A 21,115-nucleotide genomic window follows, 5' to 3' on the forward strand; every position below is an offset into this window, starting at 1 on the left:
TATACAAAATATAAAAAATAAATAAGTCTATAGCAGTTATTTAACTGACCATAAACTTATTATACGAGGGGTGATAAATATGAAAGAATGGAAAAATCCTGAAATGTGGGAATTAGCTGCTGAATACACACAAGCTAGTCTAGACGGGCATGGACAAGATAATGTTAGGATAAGTCTAGGTAATGGTCATTTTGGTTACGGAGCTAATAGTAACTAATAATTAAATTTATTTAAGTGATTAAACTGCAGTGATTAAACCACTGTTTTAAACAGTGGTTTAATTGGTAACATTTTAAATGCTTATACTAGCGGCATTTTTTTGGGTCGACTTGGACTATAATTCTATGGAGGAGGAGTATTAGATTGAAGGAGTTATGGTTAAAAACAAAATGGTTAGTGTTACAAGCTAAGCCCTTTACTTATTATCTTCTATCCATAGTGATTTTTGGCAGTATTTCTTCATTGATTGGTATATATAGGGCTCTAATAACAAAAAGATTGATTGATTATAGCTACTTCGTCTCAATTGAGTAATTTATTTCGAGTTTTGGGAATGCTTGCGGTTACTATAATTTTGGATATAGGTTCGAGAGTAGCAGTTACATTTATACATTTATTACTTTCGTTGATAAACCCTAAAAAAGGTCATTTATACATAAATGATGGCTCAACTACAAAAGAAGTTAGTGCCTCCACCCGAAAGTTTATGTCTTATGTTCCCCAGGGTAATACTCTTTTTTCTGGTACCATAGCAGAAAACCTTCGTTTAGGTAGTCCATATGCCACTGATGAAGAACTCGTTTCTGCTGCAAAGTCTGCCTGTGCATGGGATTTTATTAGTCAATCCCCAGAAGGACTTAATACTATGGTAGGTGAAAAGGGAGTAGGGCTTTCTGAAGGACAAGCACAGCGTATTGCTATTGCTCGTGCTCTGCTTCACAAAACTCCAATATTAATATTAGATGAGGCCACTTCAGCTCTTGATTCAGAAACAGAACTAAAGGTTTTACAGACTATTAAAAATCTAAAACCTGCACCAACCTGCATAATTATTACCCATAGAAATACAGCATTAAGAATATGTGATAGAGTATTTAGAATAGAGGATAGGAATATTGTAGAACAGGGTAGGGTAGTTTGTAAGGATGTTTCCATTGATGCAGTTTAAAAGTGACGTAAGGAAAAGGTACGTCACTTTTAAGTGTTTCTAATATTCTTTAAACAAAAATTATTTTCTACGGCTTAACCTCTCAGTATATCTTATAAAACTATGCCGCCGAATTTCCTATATCCCTTAAGTATTTCCACTTTTTTATATTCACTACGTGAAATCTCTTGATGCTTACGATTATATAACACTTAAGTATAATAGATGAATATACGGAGGATTACACTGGGGAAAAAAAGATTAAACTAGGGCATGATGTGAAAAAATAGGAAAGTAAGTAAAATGTAAATAATTGATTAGCTGCAATTATTAGCATGTCCTAATATTGCAGGATATCATTATTTAAGGACTCCGGGTAAAGTATTTCCTCGATTCCATTCGATTTTATGAAGAATATGAAAGTGGTATTGAAAGAAATTACTTTATTAATATTAATAAAATCTTAGGAAATGGAGGTAAGTAAATGAAAGTAATTATACTAGCAGGTGGAAATGGTACTAGATTATGGCCATTAAGTAGGAGTAGATACCCCAAACAATTTATAAAGCTGCGGGATGGTAAACCTTCATTGTTTCAGCAAACATTTAAGAGAAGCTTATTATTGGCAGATCCAGATGATATATATGTAGTTACCAATGAAAAATATAAATTTTTAGTTATGGGTGAAATCGAAGAATTAGGCAATGAATATAATGAATCTAATATTCTTGTTGAACCTGAAGCTAAAAATACTCTGCCAGCAATCTATGCAGGTGTTCATGAAATAACTAAAAAAGGGACAGACTCTGTAGTGGTTTTTCCTTCTGATCACATGATTTTAAAAGAACAGGAATTTGCTGATATTATTAAAGATTCAGAGGTGCTAGCGAAAGATTCAATTATAACTTTTGGCATTAAACCGGGTGAACCAAATATTGGATATGGTTATATTGCACCTGGTGCTGAAAGGTTAAATGCTTATGAAGTTAAAGAATTCAAAGAAAAACCAGAGTATGAAATTGCAGCTACATATGTTAATGACGGGTATTTTTGGAATAGCGGTATATTTATGTTTAATACTGAACTTTTTATAAAGGAAGTAAAATTGTATGCTGAAAATATCTATAATGCCTTTGAAAATAGTAGTAGAATTGAAGAAGCTTTTAGTAAGATAGATGAAAATATTTCAATTGACTATGGTATTATGGAAAAAAGCAAGAATGTTGCTGTGTCACCTGTAGATATCGGTTGGAGTGATCTTGGCAGTTTTGATGCTATTTATGATGTTTCTGATAAAGATGAAAATAACAACATAGTTGCTCCTGACGATATAGTTATTGATTCAAAGAATAATTACATATACTCAGAAAAGGATAAGATAGTATCAACAGTAGGGATTAATGATTTAATTGTGGTAGACAATAGGGATGCTTTACTAATATGTAAAAAAGACCAATCACAAAAAGTAAAAAAGATTGTAGAAACTTTAAAGTTAAGAAATGACAGCAGAGCGGAGTATCATGTTCAAGATTATAGGCCTTGGGGATATTACAAAGTACTTGAAGAAAATAAGGGTTCTTTTAAGATCAAGAGAATAGAGGTAAGTCAGGGAAATAAGCTAAGCTATCAGCTGCATCATCATCGCAGCGAACATTGGATTGTTGTTAAAGGTATGGCTAAGGTGACAATTGATGGTTTAGAGAAATTTATACCTGCAGGAGAAAGTATTTTTATAAAACCCGGACAGAAGCACAGGTTAGAAAATCCAGGTAAAATACCATTGGATATTATAGAAGTACAGATGGGTGATTACTTGGAAGAGGATGATATTGTAAGATTTGATGATGATTACGGAAGAAAGTAGTAAGTTCGGTGAAGCTTTCCCTTCTAAGGGGGAAAGCGTGTGCCAAACAAAGGGCTTAATATATATAGTAGGTGGGAAGCGCTGCATGGTAAAGTTCAACCAACAGCCATTAACACTGATCTACATAGCCATTTTCTCCTTTTTTATAAGTTTGTTTTTATGTATTTAACTTATATTTTAGGACCTGGCTATGTTTTTTTCTATACTTTTTTATTAATAATTTAATCCTTGGTTAACATGCTTTTTTTACTATCTGTAAACCAGCTCTTCTTGATGTGTCTAAAATTCGGGCTATGGTAACAAGATCATGAGTAGTTACTTTATATTTTAATGTTGAAATTTTTCCCATAAATATATATATTTTATTACATACATGTATTATAATAAAATCTATACATTAGAATGGGGGGAGAAATACTATGGATCAGTGGGAAATGATGCTGAAGTTGATTCTTTCAGGAGTACTTGGAGCTCTGATAGGATTTGAAAGAAGAAGTCGTTCTAAACAGGCAGGACTCAGAACCCACTTTGTTGTGGCAGTTGGAAGTGCACTTATTATGCTGGTATCTAAATATGGTTTTCAGGATTTGTTAAATGTATCTTCAGTTTCAATTGATCCAAGTAGAATAGCCGCCCAGGTGGTAAGTGGAGTTGGGTTTCTTGGAGCAGGTACTATAATTGTGGAACATCAATTTGTAAGGGGACTGACTACTGCTGCTGGATTGTGGGCTACTGCGGGAATTGGTATAGCAATTGGAGCAGGAATGTATATACCTGGTATAGGAGCTACTATATTTATATTAATAGGACTTGAGATATTTAATAGAGTACAAAAAAATTCTGTTCATTGTTTAGGCAGAGTAATTTTATCTCTAGACGGAATTAACCCAGTGCTTGATATATTAAAAAATTCTAAAGAGAGAATATCTAATATTCAAGTTAATAGACATTACAATAAAAATAATAAGGATTCTGAAGCTAAAATTATTTTTAGAATGTATGGTGTAAATCAGAGTCAGACAAAAGATATTATGGTAAATATTCTGAAGGTACCTTATGTAAAAGATGTAAACATAGAATAGTGTACTGTAAATAATTTAAAGTTAGGAGTGAGTTGTTTGTGGAAAGTAAAATTTTAGTTGTGTACTATTCACTTGAAGGAAATACCAAATTAATAGCTGAAACTATTTCAAATGAAGTGTCAGCTGATATATTGGAAGTAAAACCAAAAAAAGACATAGAGCCTCATAGTAAAATGAAATATTTAATAGGTGGGAAGCAAGCTATAACCAAAGAGAAGCCGGAACTTGTACATTATGATGTGAATATTGAAAATTATGAAATTTTATTTATTGGAACTCCGGTTTGGGCGTGGACTTTTGCACCTGCCATAAGAAGTTTTTTTGCTAACACAAATTTAAAGAATAAAAAGATAGCACTATTTAGTTGTAATGGAGGAGCTAACGGAAAAACTTTTCAAAATATGAAAGCAGAACTTGGGGAAAATGAATTTTTAGGTGAAATTGAATTTAAGGATCCTCTAAAAAATGATAGAGGAGAAAATGTAGAGAAGGCTAAAAAGTGGGCCCAGGATATTTGTAAATTAAATATAAAGTAAGTTATTTAACTCATGGATTTATATAATCTATGAGTATTTTTATTTACAATATTATAAGATTTGTTTTAAACACAATAGATATTAATATTTAAATATATAAATATATTTTTAATATTTTATTGACATTTAGTTATTAAAAATGTTATTTTATTAATAAATTAATATTAAAAATATCATTTGGTTATTTGTTGTGAAATTTCATGTAAAGGAGAATTGTATTTAGTTATGAAAAAGAACATAAATGAAAATATAAGGTTACTTAAATATAATTATCTACCTTTGCAGCCAGGTTTCGAAATTAAGTGTGAAAACTATATGGAGATGAAATTAGATAAAACTGATGCATTGAGCAAAACAATATCTGTATTTTATCAATTTAAAGTTACTGAAAGTGTGGAGAATTTTATCCCGGTAATTCCAGATGGATGTGTTGACATTATATTTTACTGTAGTTCAGATAATTCCTTTTCAAATATTTGTGGCAGTGTTATTAAAAGTAAAAAAATATCTTTTTTATATGGATGTGAATATTTTGGAGTTAGATTTTTGCCGGGAGAGGCTATTAGAGTTTTAAAGTGTTCAATTAAAGAATTTATTGATAATGAAATACCTTTAACTGACATAGTTAAAAAGGATTTATTTATTAGCGAAAAAATATCTAAAGCAGAGAATTTTTATGATAGAATAGCTGTATTTAAAAATTTTATTACAAGTTTTCTTTTAGATACACATATACCAATTATAATTCAAAACTCAATAAATAGAATATGTGAAAATAAAGGCCTAGTAAGTATAAGTGAATTGGCAGAATATACGGGGTATTCAACCAGATACCTAAGGAAAACATTTGAAACTTTTGTGGGAATATCACCAAAACTGTTAAGTCAGATTGTCAGATTCCAAAACTGTTTATATATGATTATTAATGAGGGTAATTACCATGTGATGGATACAATATTGGAATGCGGATATTATGATCAATCTCATTTTATTAATGAATTCAAAAAATTTACTTATCTTACACCAAATCAAATAAAATTGAAAAACTTTTGATATAGTTAAGTCTCTATGGGTTTTAAACATAGAGACTTTTTTAAAATTTGCAATTTATCATTAATTAGTTCCGATTTTTACAATACAATCAAAAATATTGGTGATATATTAATAATATGATTAGAGTGAGGCTTTGGAATTATTCGAATCGTATTATTATTTTAAGCTTAAAGGAGGAGTAAAAGTTGGATAATGATGTAAAATTAGAGTCTTTTGGTTACAAGCAAGAATTGAAAAAGGTATTGGGACTAAAAGATTTAGTGATTTTCGGAATAGTATTTATGGGACCAGTATCTGTTATGACGCTATTTGGTATAATGCATGTTACTTCGAGAGGGCACTCTGTTCTAGCCTATGCCATTGCTTTTGTAGCTATGCTTTTTACAGCATATAGTTATGGTGAAATGGTAACAGCATTTCCTATAGCTGGATCTACCTATAGTTATACTCAAAGAGCCGTTAATCCTAAACTTGGATTTATATCTGGCTGGGTAATGATATTAGATTACGTCCTGATTCCTATGTTGCTCTATTTAATTAGTTCAAGCTTTGCCAATGCAATGATCCCACAAATACCTATATGGGGATGGGTATTAATGTATGCTATACCTGTTACAGTAATAAACTTAATAGGTATAGAAGTTGCAGCTAGGGCAAATTTCATTATAGCAGCTGTTATGTTTGCAGCCGTTATAGCTTTTGTAATTTTAGCATTAAAATATATTATTACCGGACATGTAAGTAGTGGAATTTCTATGGCTACAATATACAACAAAAATGCATTTACCTTTAAGGCTTTAGTAAGTGGTTCAGCAATAGCAGTTGTATGTTACTTAGGCTTTGATGCCATAACAACACTATCTGAGGAAACTAATGTTGGAGGCAGAAAAATAGGATCGGCAATTATGTTAGCTTGTCTTATTCAAACATTTATTTATGTTGCAGTTGCATTTTTAGCAACAGTTATAATTCCCGATTATACCAAGATAGTTAATCCAGATACAGCTTTCTTTGATATAGCTTCAAAAGTTGGAGGCAGCTTTTTGCAAATTTTTGTATCTGTTGTAATTATGATTGCAGGGGTAGGAACATCATTGGCAGGGCAATCAGCAGCCAGCCGCTTATTGTATGGTATGGGCAGAGATAAGGTTCTTCCTGAGAAGATATTTTCATATCTTCATCCTAAATTTAAAACACCTTTTAATAGCATATTATTTATGTCAATAATAGGTACTACTGGAGCGCTGCTTTTAAGTGTAGGAACGGTATCAGAGTTAACTGCTTTTGGAGGCCTGTTCGGATTTACATGTGTAAATCTATCAGTTATAGTTCATTACTACTTTAAAAATAAAAGCGGAAAAGTAGTAAGACATTTAATTGTGCCGCTGCTTGGAATGTGTGTTTGTGTGTATATATTATTAGGACTTTCTACTATTGCTAAAATTGTAGGATTTACTTGGATGGGATTAGGTATAGTATACCTTATTATAAGATGTGGATTATCGGAAGACTTTAAGAAAAATATTTCAAATGTTAGTTTTAAAGAAGCGTCCTAATATTTTTATTAATGAAATTTATAATTATTTGGAGGTAAAGGGGAATGAAAGAAACAAAAATAGATTTTATTTATTTAAATGAAAAAGACATGATTAAGGCAGGTGTTAAAGATATGGCTGCTTGTGTCGATGTAATGGAGGAAATGTTCAAATTACTAAAAATGGGCGATTACCGCATGGGTGGCCCTAATGGAAATTCACATGGTGTAATGCTTTCTTTTCCAGAGAATTCTGAATTTCCTGATATGCCAAAAGACGGCCCAGACAGAAGATTTATGGCTATGCCAGCATATCTTGGTGGAAGGTTCCGTATGACAGGTATGAAATGGTATGGTTCTAATGTTGAAAATAAGAGCAAAGGACTTCCAAGATCAATTCTTATGCTCACATTAAATGATAAAGATACAGGAGCACCCCTTGCATATATGTCAGCCAATATTTTGAGTGCTTACAGAACAGGGGCTGTTCCAGGTGTTGGTGTAAAATATTTCTCAAAAGAAAACTCAAAAGTTGTTGGCATCATTGGACCTGGTGTTATGAGTAAGACTGCATTTGCAGCCACAATAGCAGTAAGAGCAGAAATTGAAACTGTTAAAATCAAAGGTAGGAGTCAGAAATCAATAGAGGGTTTCATTAAATATTTAAATGAAGAGTATCCCAAGATAAAAGATATTAGAGTAGTTGAAACAATTGAAGAGGTAGTAAGGGACAGTGATATTATCCATGTTGCAACTTCAAGTCCAACAGGAGATCCAAGTCAGTATCCATATATTAATGAAGCATGGATTAAACCAGGGGCACTTTTATGCTGTCCAGCTGCTGCAAGATTTGATGATGATTTTATTTTAAATAGAGCAAGAACTGTAACAGATAACATCGGATTATATGAGGCCTGGGCTGAAGAAATGGCTTATCCGGCATACAACACAATTCCAATTCCAGCTGTTCATTGTATGGATCTTATAAAAGAAGGAAAAATGACTAGACATCAGATTGATGATTTAGGGGATATATTGATGGGAAAAATTCCAATAAAACGTAAAGAAGATCAAGTTGTTATCTACTCTGTTGGTGGTATGCCAATTGAAGACGTTGCATGGGGAACAATTGTATATAGAAATGCAATTGAAAAAGGAATCGGAGTTAAATTAAACTTATGGGATATGCCGGAGCTTGCATAATTTTATAGGATCAAGTTTATAAGGAGATGATTTGGATGAGGATTACAGAACATCCAATTTTGGGTGAAGCTAATAAAGGACGTTTAGTGACTTTTAATTTGGATGGGAAAATACTTGAAGGCTATGAAGGAGAGCCAATAGCTGCTGCATTAAAGGCGGCAGGTGTAATGGTGCACAGGCATACAAAGAAAGGAAACTCTCCAAGAGGTATATTTTGTGCTATCGGAAGATGTACAGACTGTGTCATGGTAGTAGATGGTAAGCCTAATGTAAGAACTTGTGTAACTCCTCTTGTTGAAGGTATGAAGGTCCAAACTCAATATGGTGTTTCTGCAAAGAAACTGGATTAAACTTAAAAATACTTTTAGGAAAGGATAGAGAGTCGTATGAAAAGATATGATGTAATAGTTGTGGGTGCGGGACCAGCAGGACTTTCAGCGGCTGTTGAAGCGGCAAAAAGAGGATTAAAGGTTGTTATATTTGATGAGAATTCTAAACCAGGTGGACAGTTATTTAAACAAATTCACAAGTTTTTTGGTTCCAAAGAGCATAGGGCTAAGATGAGAGGTTTTAAGATAGGTGAGAAGCTTTTAAAGGAAGCAGAGGAAGCTGGAGTAGAAGTTGTGCTAAATGCCATAGTAATGGGGTTGTTTTTGGATAAGGAGATTACTGTAAATATAAATAAGGAAGTTGTTCATTATAAAGGAGATGCAATTATAGTTTCAACAGGTGCATCAGAAAACATGGTTACTTTTGAAGGGTGGACTCTTCCAGGAGTTATAGGTGCTGGTGCAGCACAGACCATGATGAATCTTCATAGTGTAAAGCCGGGAAAGAAAATACTTATGCTTGGCAGCGGAAATGTTGGGTTAGTTGTTAGTTATCAGCTTATACAGTCAGGCTGCCAGGTGGTTGCCATTGTAGATGCAGCACCTAAAATTGGTGGATACGGAGTTCATGCTGCAAAGGCAGCTAGGTGTGGAGTACCTTTTTATTTATCCCATACCATAATTAAGGCCGAAGGAGATCAATATGTAACAGGGGTTACTATTGGTGAAGTTGACAGCAGGTTTAAGGTAATACATGGAACAGAGAAACACTTTGATGTTGACACCATATGTGTTGCAGTAGGTCTTTCTCCTATGTCACAGCTTCTCAAAATGGCTGGATGTAATATGGAGGAAAATCCTAAAAAGGGAGGGTTTGTTCCTCTTTGTGATAAATATGGTGAAACTTCAATCCCAAATATATTTGTGTCAGGGGACGTTTCAGGAATAGAAGAAGCAAGTTCAGCTATGCTTGAAGGGAGAATTTCAGGGGCAGCAGCTGCTTATAAATTAGGATTTATTCATAAAGAAGAATTAGAAGAAGGAACGGCAGAATTGGAAAATGCATTATTTAGTTTGAGACAGGGAATGTTCGGACCTGAGAATAAAGGAAAGGATATTTCTAAAACAGAGGAAGGTTATGATATTTCAACAAATCTTTTAAAGAAGGGTTATTTGACAGATGAAGAAGTAATGAAATATCCAGGAGTAAAGTTTATTAAAGGAATTCATCCTGTAATAGAATGTTCTCAAAATATTCCCTGCAATCCATGTCAAGATTCCTGTCTTAGGCAATGTATTAAGGTTGGAGAAAAAATCACATCCCTTCCTATTGTGGATGAAGAAGCAGCTTGTATTGGATGCGGACTATGTGTGGCATCTTGTTCAGGACAGTCAATATTCCTCATAAATGAAGATTATGAAGAAGGATATACTGCAGTAACACTTCCCTACGAGTTTTTACCACTACCGGAGAAAGGTATGAGAGGTGCTGCTTTAGGTCGAAACGGACAAGAGATCTGTGAAGCAGAAGTTGTTGAAGTTAAATCACTTTCTGCCTTTGATCACACAAATTTATTAACTATAAAGGTCCCTAGAGAAATGGGGATGAAGGCTAGATTTTTTAAACAGCAAGGGGTGGGAATATGAACAAAGTGAATGATAGATCAAGGGATATAGGTGAATTTATTCCACAGTGTGATGATAATATGATAATCTGCCGCTGTGAGGAAGTTACAAAGGGCGAAATTAGAAAAGCAGTACATGATGGAATGTTTACCATTACGGAGATAAGAAGGTATTTAAGAACAGGTATGGGGCTCTGTCAGGGTCAGACCTGTAGTAAATTAGTAAAAGGTATTGTGGCAAGAGAATTAAATGTTTCTCCGTTAAGGTTAGAATCAGCAATGTCACGTGCACCTATGAGGCCTATAGAAATGAAAGTTTTTGGGAATGAAAGGAGGAAATAACATGAGAAATTGTGCTGATGTAATAATTATAGGAAGTGGTGTAATTGGAAATGCTGCAGCATATTATTTGGCGAAAAAAGGCTGCTCTGTTATTGTCCTTGAGAAAAGCCATAGTATTGGCAATGGAGGTTCCACAAGAAATGGTGGAGGAGTTCGTCAGTCAGGACGTGATAAAAGAGAGCTTCCCCTTGCCATGTACGGAGTAAAAAATATCTGGCCCACATTGTCAGAAGAATTGGAAATAGATGTGGAATATTATCAGCACGGTAATTTAAGACTAGGCAAGACGGAGGGGCATATTGGAATCTTAAATAATCTTACTCAAAATGCTAACGACTGTGGTCTTGATGTAAGAATGATTTCAGCTGAAGAGGGAAGAAATATTTGCCCTTATCTTTCAGAAGAAGTTATTGGTGCAAGCTGGTGTCCTACTGATGGACATGCTAATCCACTGCTGACAACATTAGGTTATTACCGCAGGGCAAGACAGATAGGGGTTCGTTTTATAACTGGAGAAGAGGTTATGGAGATAAAAAAGATAAAGGGTAAAGCAAGACAGGTAGTAACTCAGAATAATGTATATGAAGGAGAAAATATCATTCTAGCTGCAGGTTATGAAAGTCGTAAAATAGCTTCTACTTTTGGAATTGATATTCCAATGAATAAGGTTTTACTAGAGGTTCTTGTTACAGAGGCACAGCCTCCTATGTTTTACCAAATGTTAGGTACTGCAGCAGCTGACTTTTATGGCCATCAGAGTAAGCACGGATCATTTGTTTTTGGTGGTTCATCAGGTTATGAAGCTTTTAATAAAGATAATGGGACACCAACTACATCTAGTATTACAGCATCTGCTATCTGCCGTGGTATTATGAAGTATTTTCCTATACTGGAGGATGCCAAAATTGTGCGTACCTGGGCCGGATGGATAGATGATTGTGCAGATCACATACCTGTTATAAGTTTTGTAGAAGAGGTTTCAGGACTAATACTTGCCTGTGCATTTTCAGGACATGGTTTTGGAATATCCCCAACGGTAGGTATGCTTTTATCAGAGATGGTAGTAGAAGGTAAAACATCTATTGATGTATCTGCTTTCCGTTATGATAGATTTAAAGCAAAAATATAATATTTTTAAAGAGGAGAATTTATATGGAACTAATTAGAACAAATTATTTATCAGGTGCCCCATTAGAGGAAAAAACTAGATATTCACGCATGGTTAAAGTTGGTCATTTTATTTATATTGGAGGAACCACAGCTGTGCAGCCAGATGGTACAGTTTATGGGGAAGAAAGTGCTTATGAACAAACAAAATACATTCTTGAAAAGCTGGTAAAATTATTAGAAAAAGCAGGTTCTAAAAAAGAGGAAGTTGTAAAGATAAAAGGATATGCCACTGATATGAAATATGCACCGGAAATTGCCAAGGCTTATTCGGAAATTTTTCATGATGTGAGACCTCTTTTCACACTTGTGGGTACCACCATGCTTAATCGTCCCACACAACTAATTGAACTGGAAATAGATGCTGTTGTTGGATCAAAGGCAGCACTATAGCTATCTTCGAGTAAAATTTGGATTAGTGCATAATGCAAAATAGTTAAATTGGAGGTAAATACAATAATGAGTGAAACAGTGATAAAGATAAACCTAGATAAGTACAATATTGATGGTGAAGCAATACTTGTTATTGATACAGTAGAGAGGAGCGCCCCAGCTAAAGGTGGCATTAGGGTCAGAACTAACGTTACAGAGGAAGAAATAGCTGAGCTTTCGGCTGAAATGACTAAAAAGTGTCTACTTGCAGATTTACCCTTTGGAGGGGCTAAGGGTGGAATAAGACTTAAGAATCTTGAGCAAGTTGAGCAAGCTATGTACGCTTTTGGAAGAGAGCTTGCAAAAATTGACTTCATACCATATAAATGGTGTGCAGCACCAGATGTAAATACTGACAGTAAAGCAGTAGATGCTTATGTTGCAGGGTGTGCTTCAGTTAGAGGATGGAGAAAAGCCAGATTAGCGGCTACGGGGAAAAGTACAGGAATACCTCATGAACTAGGAAGTACTGCATATGGAGTAGTTCTTTGTATAACTGAGGTAGTAAAAAATATGGGTATAGATATAAAATTTGAAGGATCAACTGCTATTATAGAAGGTATAGGTGAAGTTGGTGGAAACGCCATTAAACTTCTTGTTGATATAGGCATAAAAGTCTGTGGAATAAGTGATATTACTGGCTCCATATATGATGAGAATGGATTAGACTCAGATATGCTTAAACAATTTATTAAAGAAAAGAGAAGTGTAAAGGATATGACGAAGGAATTTAAAGATGCTGAGTTTAATATAAGCCCATCTACAATGCTTGTGAAAAAGGCAGATGTATTAGTACTTGCAGGGCCTGGCAGAAGTTTAAATGAGGAAAATGCTAAAAAGCTTCAAGTTAAATTAATAGCTGAAGGTGCAAATATAGCGTATTCTTCGAAATTAGCAAGAAAGCTTGTAAATGATAAAGGAATCTTATCCATTCCGGGAATTATTGCAAATTCTGGTGGAGTAATATCCAGCTATGAAGAATGGATTCTTGAAAATGAAAACAAAATTCAGTTATCTATAGATGAAAAATGGAATAGAGTTAAACAGTGTATAGATGTTAGAATAAAGAAGAATATTAAAGAACTTTGCAGCAAGATAAAAGTCAACCCAGAGAAAATCACATATGAACATGCATTAATAATGGCAGAAGAAAGATTAAATCACCTTAGGTTTGAAAATAGTAAGCTTAGAAAACAAACCAAAAAGATTAATAAAGAACTTGAAGAAAAATTTAGTGTATATACAAAATAAAATACTGTAGCGTAGATAATACGAGTAACTTCATTAATAGAAAGTAGATGATTTATCTTTATATAATCGTGGATAGTGTCTTACTTCAAAGAAATTTAAATAATGAATTTGAAGTTGGGAGCACATAATAGAAATTTTTCTGACTATTTTAAATATGAAATATATTCAAAATAGTCAGAAAAATAATTGACATACATAAATATATATTATATAATAAAATTAAAAATAGGATAAAACTTCCTATAATAGTCCTAAATAGTGTATTGAAGGATATATTTAAATTAAATATAGGAAATTCTAAGATTAGCTGAACTAACACTTGTAAAGCTTTACTGGTATTTAAGATTAAGGTACACAGGGGGGAGTTAATGTGAAAAATAAGTCTTTATTTGAACCTATTAGAATAGGTAAAATGGAAGTGAAAAACAAAATATCAATGGCACCTATGGGAGCATTTGGACTCGTAGACAATGAATGTTGTTTTAATCAGAGAGCTGTTGACTATTATGTGGAAAGAGCTAAGGGTGGCACAGGACTTATTATAACAAGTGTAGTGAAAGTAGAAAATGAACTGGATAAAGTTTTAACAGGTGTACTGCCAATTACTTCAATAAACCCAGGAAGATTTATTATGACATCTTCAGAAATGACAGAAAGAGTTCATGCTTATGGTGCAAAAATATTTTTACAATTGTCAATGGGATTTGGAAGAAGCGGTGCTCCAGGTGGACTTTTAACTTCACAACCTGTTTCAGCTTCAGATATTCCAAATTACTGGGATCCAACTGTTACCTGTAGGGCACTTACCACCTCAGAGGTAGAATGGATAGTTGAAAAATTTGCTGAAGGTGCTAGAATTGCACAAAAAGCGGGGTTTGATGGAGTTGAAATACATGCGGTACATGAAGGATATTTACTTGATCAATTTACACTTTCTATTTTTAATAGAAGAACAGATAAGTATGGTGGAGATCTAAGAGGAAGACTTCAACTTCCCATAGAGATAGTACAGGCTATAAAGGCTGAAGTTGGAGATGATTTTCCTGTGAGTTTAAGATATAGTGTGAAAAGTTGCATAAAAGATTGGGGTCAAGGAGGACTTCCAGATGAAGATTATGTAGAAAGAGGACGTGATTTAGAAGAAGGTATTGAAGGGGCAAAGATTCTTGAATCATCAGGATATGATGCATTCAATGCAGATTTAGGAACTTATGATGCATGGTATTGGGCGCATCCACCTCTTTATCAAAAAGATGGATTATATCTTCCATATACCAAAGAACTTAAGAAATCTGTCAAAATTCCCGTTATAGTGGCAGGAAAACTTGGGGTGCCGGCAATGGCCAAAGAAGCACTTGAAGATGGAGCTGCTGACATGATTGCCCTTGGAAGGCCGCTTCTTTGTGATGCATACTGGCCTAAAAAGGTTCTTGAAGATCATCCAGAAAAAATTAGACCTTGTATAGGATGCTACACGGGATGTATGGGAAGAGGATTTGAGGGAAAACCTTTGAGTTGTACAGTAAATCCTGCTGCTGGAAGGGAACGGTATTATGAAGTGAAATCTGCACCTGTTTCGAAGAATGTAATGATTGTAGGAGGAGGAGTGGCAGGGATGGAAGCAGCTAGAATTGCAGCTATGAAGGGTCATAAAGTTACTATATATGAGGTCACAAAAGAACTTGGAGGACAAGTTATTCCGGGTTCAGTTCCTGATTTTAAATTGGATGACAGAAGGCTGCTTGATTGGTACAGAAATGAAATGGAAGAACTTAAAATAAAAATAGTTTTAGATGAGAAAGTAACACAAAATATTGTTGAAAAAGAAACTCCTGATATTGTCATTATTGCAACAGGTGCAAAAGATATTAAGCTAGATTTACCTGGTATAGAGAAAGATAAAGTTGCAACTGCAGTTGAAATCTTAAAGAGTAATAAACAAGTGGGAGAAAATGTACTTATGGTAGGCGGTGGACTTGTAGGCTGTGAAACGGCTCTTTACCTTGCAAATAAGGGCAAAAAAGTTACAATTATTGAGGCCAAGGACAGTATATTAAAGGCTTCTAGGCCAGTTCCACATATGAATAAGACTATGCTCGTTGATCTTCTCAAAAATAGTGGGGTAAAAATCGTTACAGAAAGTTCTTTACTTGAGGTGACTGATGAGGGGGCTGTTATTATTGATAATAAATTTCAGAAGCAGAGTATACTTGCTGATACAGTTGTAATTGCTGTTGGATTTAGAGCTGGCAGGGAATTATATAATGAACTCAAAGATAAAATAGTTGAATTGTATCTTGTTGGTGATGCATATGAGAGTGCCAATATAATGAATGCAATTTGGAGTGCCAATGAAATTGCTCTTAACTGTTAAAGGAAATATAGATTTACTTTTACGGTATTTACTTAAGAGCTTGATATAAGAATATGAATACTACCGGCAATTATGTATTACTATAAATTGCCGGTAGTATTTGGGGATAATATTCATTATGAAAGTTATATAAATAATTATCTATGATAATTGTGTTAGTACTATACTCAGATCCCATAAGCTGTGCATTATAATTGGACATATCAAAGAATCAGTTTCTTCAAAGAAATACCCGAAAATTAAGGATAAAATTCCCACTTGAATAAAATACAAAATGTCTATGTTATGACTATATATAGCTATAGGTATGTGTATCATGATAAACATTAAACTAGCTAGTATATTTGATGGAATAAAGCCCATATATAACTTTAGTTTCTGCATAATATATCCTCGAAAGGCTATTTCCTCAATGATGCCTACTACCAGAAATGTATTTATAAAATCTGAATAGCTTATGTGTGTATTAAAGTTTCTTGTTTTTATAATATTTACAATTAAAAATGCAATTCCTAATAATAATCCGAATGATATTCCCTTCACCACATTAGAGTTTAATTTTAAGAATGAAATTGGATTGATTTTTTGTAATTTTAAAATAATATATACAGGAACTATCCAAATGATTCCTTTTAAAATTGCCTCACATAATGCATAAACAAATGATGTGTTAGATAAAGTTTTCTCCAGTGCAGGCAATATTACTAACCTGGATATACTCCAGAAAACCAATAGAAACAAAAAGTATCCGCTAATATATAGTAGTTCCTTTTTGTTGATTTTATCTTTATTTCCTAATTGAATCATAATAGAGCTGTTCCTTTCAATTTATTTGCAGTTTTACATATTATTTAACATTCTGCGTATTGGATTTTAAAATTTGCATTTCTGATAATAAAATTTTCAAATATGTACTTATTTTATCATAATATTCTTAAATATCAACAAAAAGTTAAGGCACCATAGTAATTACTCACTGATTTATTAAAGAAACAATAATTTCATGCTTATTTAATAAAAATATTATAAAATATGTTGATTTTTTATTAAAATAGTAATATATTATATATAAGATATAATTTAAGAAATAAACCCATTAAAAATATTAATCTCCTATTAAATAATATATGATATATGTTTGAAGTATTAAATAATTAGACGGGAAAAAGACACCAAATTTTGGTGCCTTTTTTCTTGCTTATATATTTTTATAATGTTATTTTACCTGTTGAGCTTCTATAATATTTTCATAAGATGAGAATGGTATTATTCTAATACCATAGGTTTTGATTTTGTATTTCCTGTTAATTCTTAGGCCTCTATATATGTCTTCTGAGCCAAATTTAAATTCTATTATACTATTAGTATCCTTGAAAGCTCTTATGGTACCATCTTCTACTTGCGTATAGATTAGGTATTGAATACCATTGCCTTGGTTCTTTACTTGTTTACTTGCAATAGTTACTACATAAGTGTTTCTAAAAAAATGAGGGAAAAGCATAATTAGGCCAAATATTAAAATGATAGTAATTATTATTGATATTATTTTAAATTTCAATTTATAAAAATTAATTTTTCTCATAAAATCTCCTAAACACCAAATGTATACTCCAATTACTTTCTATATATGTATATTAATATACCTGAGTGAATATTTTAAAATTTGCAGATATAATCATGTACAAAAAAATTCAATTATTACAATTTGAAGTTTTCTGGATGTTTTTCAGCTTTCTTTTTAGATATATATTCACAGAAAAATTGTATGTGATATAATAAAATGAGTAGAAGTGTTTTTTAAAAACAAATTAATTTTAAGTAAAAAAATGAATACAGATTGGGGGAAAAAGACATATTTAAAGAAAAGATATTAAATAAAAATACAGGAATATTAGTATATGCTATAACACCGCCCAAATTAAATAATACACCTGAAAAAGTATTAGAGGTTTCACAAAAACAGGTAGAAAGAATAAAAAAGTTAGATATTGATGGATTAATTATTTATGATATTCAAGACGAAGTGGACAGGCAGAGTAGTGAACGCCCATTTCCGTTTCTTCAAACGATAGATCCTGTGATTTATGATAAAAAATATTTGCTAGATTTACACATACCTAAAATTATTTACCGATGTGTGGGGAAATATACTGAAAAGGAACTATCAGAATGGATGATGAATGATTTAATAGAAGACAAGTTTTCTGTATTTGTTGGAGCTTCCTCCAGGAAACAAAAGGTTAAATTAAAATTGTCTGAAGCCTATAATTTAAAGGAAAAGATAAATACTAACGTAGTTTTGGGCGGCGTTGTGATACCAGAAAGACATATTAAATATGGTGATGAGCATATAAAAATTATTAATAAAATAAACAATGGATGTGAATTTTTTGTTTCCCAGGTGATTTATAATATAGAGGCTTCGAAAAATTTTTTATCGGATTATTTCTATTATTGTCAGGATAATAATATTGAAATGAGCCCTATAATATTTACTATTAGTCCCTGTGGTTCCGTAAAGACCCTAGAGTTTATGAAGTGGCTTGGAATAGATATACCAAAATGGCTTCAAAATGATTTAATGCATTCTCAGGATATACTAGATAAATCTACAAGATTATCAAAGGATATATTTGAAGAATTATTTGATTTTGCATTGGAAAAAGGCATACCTATTGGATGTAATATTGAGAGTCTATCCATTAGAAAAGTAGAAATAGAGGCTTCAATACAACTGGCTAAGGATATCAAAACTATTATTGATAAAAAATGCCGTTAAGGGTTAAGAATAACTAGTTAAAAGTAAAGGGGATAAATTTATGGAAGATTTTTATATGAATAAAATTCAAAATATGGTAAAAGATATAATGAAAGATATGCAGAGTTGTAATGATCATACATCTGATAATACAGAACAAAGTATGTATAAAAATTTGTTTTCAAAAGGCAAAATTGGTAGTTTGGAATTAAAAAACAGAATAGTAATGACTCCTATGGAAAATTGTTTAAATAATAAAGATGCTACTGTATCTGATGACATGATTGCTTTTTATGCTGAAAGGGCAAAAGGTGGAATTGGACTTATAATTACAGAGGTAACTAGGGTAAATGATGAAAATGGAGTAGCTGATATACGACAGTTATCTGCTGCCCATGATAAATATATTCCGGGACTTAAAAAACTTGCTGATACTGTACATGAAAATGGCGGTAAGATAGTTATTCAACTTCATCATCCCGGAAGGCAGGGCTTTTGTGGAGTAAACGGTAACAAGCCAATGATGGCACCAAGTGCAGTACAATGTAATGTAGTACAGCAGGAAACTAGAGAAATGTCCACAGAAGAGGCAGAATCACTGGTACAAAATTTTATAAGTGCTGCCTGTAGAGTGAAAGCAGCAGGTATTGATGGAGTTGAAATACACGGTGCTCATGGATATTTAATTAATCAATTTTTAAGTCCTTATACAAATAAAAGGACAGATAAATATGGTGGAAGTCTTGAAAATAGGATGAGATTTCTTGAAGAGATAATCTTAGGTGTTAGGCAAAAATGCGGCAGAGAATACCCTGTTATAGTTAGATTGTCAGTTGATGAATTTCTAAGAACTAACGGTGTTGATGATGGCATACTTTTAGAAGATGGAATAAAAATTGCTAGACGTTTGGAGGAAATAGGAGCTGACGCAATAGATGTGAGTGCTGGTATTTATGAAACAATGAATGTATCCTGGGAACCTATATCATTTCCACAAGGCTGGAAATTGTATCTGGGTGAAGAGATAAAAAAGGCAGTGGGTATTCCTGTAATATCAGCTGCAGTGATTAGAGAAGCAGCCTATGCGGATAGGATAATAGGAGAAGGTCGTACTGATTTTGTAGGATCTGCAAGACTTCATTTCGCAGATCCTCAGTGGTCAAATAAGGCAAAAGAAAATAGGGATCATGAATCCAGGTTGTGTATATCCTGCCTTCACTGCATAGAAAGCCTACTTGTGGGAATGGAGACAGGAAGCCCTGTAGAATGTAGTGTGAATATACAGGCAGGGAGAGAATTTAAGTATGGCAATATTAATAAAAATGGAGATGGAAGAACGGTAGTTATTTTAGGAGCTGGTCCTTCAGGGCTTGAAGCTGCAAGGGTGTTAGCCGAAAGGAAGTTTAGACCTATAGTATTTGAAAAAAGCTCCCAAATAGGAGGACAATTACTTCTTGCTAGTAAACCGCCCAAAAAAGAGAAGATATTATGGCTTATTAATTATCTTCAAGTACAGGCTAATAAACTGGGTATTGAAATAAGACTTAATAAAATGCCTACTGTTGATGAGATTAGAGAATTAAATCCTTATGCAGTATTTGTGGCAGAAGGCTCAAGTTCTATTATACCTAAAGCCATAAGTGGCATTGATGGAGAAAATGTATTTACGGCTGGGGAAATATTATCGGGAAATGTAAAGATCCATAACAAGAAAGTAGCAGTCATAGGCTCTGGTATGACGGGTTTGGAGACAGCAGAATTTTTGGAATCAAAAGATAATGATGTAAGCATATTTGAAATGAGTGATAACATAGGTGCAGATGTGTTTTTTCAAAATTTATCAGATATTCAGGGAAGACTAAACAATTATAAAACTCAAATGTATACAAAGCATAAATTAATAAGCATCAAAAATCATAAAGTTATATTTGAAATACTTCCTGGTGGAGTAATAAAAGAATATAGTTTTGATTATATAGTAATATCTTTAGGAAGAAAACCAAATACAGAATTCTTAGATGAACTAAAAGCAAATTTTGACAAAGTAAAAGTAATAGGAGATGCCAACAAACCTGGCAGAATAAGAAATGCTATGGAAACAGGATTTGAGAACGCATATAATCTTTAAGATCGTTTAATTTTTAATTTAGTATATTTTTGGTGGTTTTTATTATTGTTTTTTTAGTTTTAAACCATATTCACATATCAAGACTAATCCTAAAATATATCAAGTGAATTATTAGGTTCAGGTGGAGTTTAATCATGAGGAATACTTTTTTTCATCTGAACCTTATTAACAGTATTCTTAGTGCCTTTAGCACTTAGAATACGTTATCCTTTAGGGGAAGAATTTATCCAGGGGCGCAGCAGTGTTATCCCCACTTTGATAGAAAAGCAGAGAACCAAAATTTTTAATTT

At 33.0% G+C, this 21,115-nt stretch carries 19 protein-coding genes; 17 read left to right on the forward strand and 2 right to left on the reverse strand.

Features of this window, described 5'->3' with window-relative positions:
• The first annotated feature begins 79 nt into the window (after window positions 1-79).
• The 15 genes from ACJDU8_RS13790 to ACJDU8_RS13860 all read left to right on the forward strand — a co-directional run bounded on the left by ACJDU8_RS13790 (window position 80) and on the right by ACJDU8_RS13860 (window position 15,939).
• On the forward strand, window positions 80-217 hold the full coding sequence (locus ACJDU8_RS13790) for a hypothetical protein (RefSeq protein WP_406792730.1): 138 nt from the start codon (window positions 80-82) through the stop codon (window positions 215-217).
• Window positions 218-553: 336 nt separating this feature from the next.
• On the forward strand, window positions 554-1,168 hold the full coding sequence (locus tag ACJDU8_RS13795) for an ATP-binding cassette domain-containing protein (protein ID WP_406792731.1): 615 nt from the start codon (window positions 554-556) through the stop codon (window positions 1,166-1,168).
• A 463-nt stretch (window positions 1,169-1,631) separates the two neighbouring features.
• Window positions 1,632-3,011, forward strand: coding sequence for a mannose-1-phosphate guanylyltransferase/mannose-6-phosphate isomerase (locus tag ACJDU8_RS13800; RefSeq protein ID WP_406792732.1), 1,380 nt, complete (start codon window positions 1,632-1,634; stop codon window positions 3,009-3,011).
• Window positions 3,012-3,430: 419 nt separating this feature from the next.
• Window positions 3,431-4,093, forward strand: coding sequence for an MgtC/SapB family protein (locus tag ACJDU8_RS13805; protein WP_406792733.1), 663 nt, complete (start codon window positions 3,431-3,433; stop codon window positions 4,091-4,093).
• Window positions 4,094-4,131: 38 nt separating this feature from the next.
• Window positions 4,132-4,629 (forward strand): flavodoxin family protein, encoded by a 498-nt coding sequence (locus tag ACJDU8_RS13810; protein WP_406792734.1) that lies wholly within the window; start codon window positions 4,132-4,134, stop codon window positions 4,627-4,629.
• A 225-nt stretch (window positions 4,630-4,854) separates the two neighbouring features.
• Window positions 4,855-5,682: a helix-turn-helix domain-containing protein gene (locus tag ACJDU8_RS13815; RefSeq protein ID WP_406792735.1), complete on the forward strand. Its 828-nt coding sequence runs from the start codon at window positions 4,855-4,857 to the stop codon at window positions 5,680-5,682.
• A gap of 185 nt (window positions 5,683-5,867) precedes the next feature.
• Window positions 5,868-7,238: an APC family permease gene (locus ACJDU8_RS13820; RefSeq protein ID WP_406792736.1), complete on the forward strand. Its 1,371-nt coding sequence runs from the start codon at window positions 5,868-5,870 to the stop codon at window positions 7,236-7,238.
• A 44-nt stretch (window positions 7,239-7,282) separates the two neighbouring features.
• Window positions 7,283-8,419 (forward strand): ornithine cyclodeaminase family protein, encoded by a 1,137-nt coding sequence (locus tag ACJDU8_RS13825; protein WP_406792737.1) that lies wholly within the window; start codon window positions 7,283-7,285, stop codon window positions 8,417-8,419.
• A gap of 35 nt (window positions 8,420-8,454) precedes the next feature.
• Window positions 8,455-8,769 carry a (2Fe-2S)-binding protein gene (locus ACJDU8_RS13830; RefSeq protein ID WP_406792738.1) on the forward strand — a complete coding sequence of 105 codons (315 nt, stop codon included), beginning with the start codon at window positions 8,455-8,457 and terminating at the stop codon, window positions 8,767-8,769.
• 36 nt (window positions 8,770-8,805) lie between these two features.
• Window positions 8,806-10,395: an FAD-dependent oxidoreductase gene (locus tag ACJDU8_RS13835; protein ID WP_406792739.1), complete on the forward strand. Its 1,590-nt coding sequence runs from the start codon at window positions 8,806-8,808 to the stop codon at window positions 10,393-10,395.
• A complete protein-coding gene (locus tag ACJDU8_RS13840; RefSeq protein ID WP_406792740.1) occupies window positions 10,392-10,715 on the forward strand; it encodes a (2Fe-2S)-binding protein in 324 nt (107 codons plus the stop codon). Before ACJDU8_RS13835 ends, ACJDU8_RS13840 begins: the two co-directional genes overlap by 4 nt.
• Window position 10,716: 1 nt before the next feature.
• Window positions 10,717-11,844 carry an NAD(P)/FAD-dependent oxidoreductase gene (locus ACJDU8_RS13845; RefSeq protein WP_406792741.1) on the forward strand — a complete coding sequence of 376 codons (1,128 nt, stop codon included), beginning with the start codon at window positions 10,717-10,719 and terminating at the stop codon, window positions 11,842-11,844.
• 23 nt (window positions 11,845-11,867) lie between these two features.
• Window positions 11,868-12,275: a Rid family hydrolase gene (locus ACJDU8_RS13850; RefSeq protein WP_406792742.1), complete on the forward strand. Its 408-nt coding sequence runs from the start codon at window positions 11,868-11,870 to the stop codon at window positions 12,273-12,275.
• A 66-nt stretch (window positions 12,276-12,341) separates the two neighbouring features.
• Complete coding sequence (locus ACJDU8_RS13855; RefSeq protein ID WP_406792743.1) at window positions 12,342-13,565, forward strand: Glu/Leu/Phe/Val family dehydrogenase; 1,224 nt, start codon at window positions 12,342-12,344, stop codon at window positions 13,563-13,565.
• A 370-nt stretch (window positions 13,566-13,935) separates the two neighbouring features.
• Window positions 13,936-15,939 carry an oxidoreductase gene (locus tag ACJDU8_RS13860; protein WP_406792744.1) on the forward strand — a complete coding sequence of 668 codons (2,004 nt, stop codon included), beginning with the start codon at window positions 13,936-13,938 and terminating at the stop codon, window positions 15,937-15,939.
• Between the two features lie 141 nt (window positions 15,940-16,080).
• Here the strand turns inward: ACJDU8_RS13860 and ACJDU8_RS13865 are convergent, their stop codons facing one another.
• Window positions 16,081-16,746 (reverse strand): CPBP family intramembrane glutamic endopeptidase, encoded by a 666-nt coding sequence (locus tag ACJDU8_RS13865; RefSeq protein ID WP_406792745.1) that lies wholly within the window; start codon window positions 16,744-16,746, stop codon window positions 16,081-16,083.
• 409 nt (window positions 16,747-17,155) lie between these two features.
• The gene (locus ACJDU8_RS13870; protein WP_406792746.1) at window positions 17,156-17,521 is read right to left on the reverse strand and encodes a DUF1523 domain-containing protein; all 366 of its coding nucleotides are present in this window, start codon (window positions 17,519-17,521) and stop codon (window positions 17,156-17,158) included.
• Window positions 17,522-17,776: 255 nt separating this feature from the next.
• Here ACJDU8_RS13870 and ACJDU8_RS13875 point away from each other — a divergent pair, with 255 nt between their 5' ends.
• Both ACJDU8_RS13875 and ACJDU8_RS13880 read left to right on the forward strand, forming a co-directional pair.
• Complete coding sequence (locus ACJDU8_RS13875; protein WP_479723072.1) at window positions 17,777-18,718, forward strand: methylenetetrahydrofolate reductase; 942 nt, start codon at window positions 17,777-17,779, stop codon at window positions 18,716-18,718.
• A 40-nt stretch (window positions 18,719-18,758) separates the two neighbouring features.
• The gene (locus tag ACJDU8_RS13880) at window positions 18,759-20,825 is read left to right on the forward strand and encodes an oxidoreductase (RefSeq protein ID WP_406792747.1); all 2,067 of its coding nucleotides are present in this window, start codon (window positions 18,759-18,761) and stop codon (window positions 20,823-20,825) included.
• Window positions 20,826-21,115: the final 290 nt, after the last annotated feature.

Origin of the sequence: Candidatus Clostridium eludens, assembly GCF_045310515.1 — a bacterium.
GTDB classification, from domain to species: domain Bacteria; phylum Bacillota; class Clostridia; order Clostridiales; family Clostridiaceae; genus Clostridium_B; species Clostridium_B eludens.

Coding starts and splice junctions, on each gene's coding strand:
- ACJDU8_RS13790 (WP_406792730.1), top strand. CDS start 80: ATGAAAGAATGGAAAAATCCTGAAATGTGGGAATTAGCTGCTGAATAC.
- ACJDU8_RS13795 (WP_406792731.1), top strand. CDS start 554: ATGCTTGCGGTTACTATAATTTTGGATATAGGTTCGAGAGTAGCAGTT.
- ACJDU8_RS13800 (WP_406792732.1), top strand. CDS start 1,632: ATGAAAGTAATTATACTAGCAGGTGGAAATGGTACTAGATTATGGCCA.
- ACJDU8_RS13805 (WP_406792733.1), top strand. CDS start 3,431: ATGGATCAGTGGGAAATGATGCTGAAGTTGATTCTTTCAGGAGTACTT.
- ACJDU8_RS13815 (WP_406792735.1), top strand. CDS start 4,855: ATGAAAAAGAACATAAATGAAAATATAAGGTTACTTAAATATAATTAT.
- ACJDU8_RS13825 (WP_406792737.1), top strand. CDS start 7,283: ATGAAAGAAACAAAAATAGATTTTATTTATTTAAATGAAAAAGACATG.
- ACJDU8_RS13830 (WP_406792738.1), top strand. CDS start 8,455: ATGAGGATTACAGAACATCCAATTTTGGGTGAAGCTAATAAAGGACGT.
- ACJDU8_RS13835 (WP_406792739.1), top strand. CDS start 8,806: ATGAAAAGATATGATGTAATAGTTGTGGGTGCGGGACCAGCAGGACTT.
- ACJDU8_RS13840 (WP_406792740.1), top strand. CDS start 10,392: ATGAACAAAGTGAATGATAGATCAAGGGATATAGGTGAATTTATTCCA.
- ACJDU8_RS13845 (WP_406792741.1), top strand. CDS start 10,717: ATGAGAAATTGTGCTGATGTAATAATTATAGGAAGTGGTGTAATTGGA.
- ACJDU8_RS13850 (WP_406792742.1), top strand. CDS start 11,868: ATGGAACTAATTAGAACAAATTATTTATCAGGTGCCCCATTAGAGGAA.
- ACJDU8_RS13855 (WP_406792743.1), top strand. CDS start 12,342: ATGAGTGAAACAGTGATAAAGATAAACCTAGATAAGTACAATATTGAT.
- ACJDU8_RS13865 (WP_406792745.1), bottom strand. CDS start 16,746: ATGATTCAATTAGGAAATAAAGATAAAATCAACAAAAAGGAACTACTA.
- ACJDU8_RS13870 (WP_406792746.1), bottom strand. CDS start 17,521: ATGAGAAAAATTAATTTTTATAAATTGAAATTTAAAATAATATCAATA.
- ACJDU8_RS13880 (WP_406792747.1), top strand. CDS start 18,759: ATGGAAGATTTTTATATGAATAAAATTCAAAATATGGTAAAAGATATA.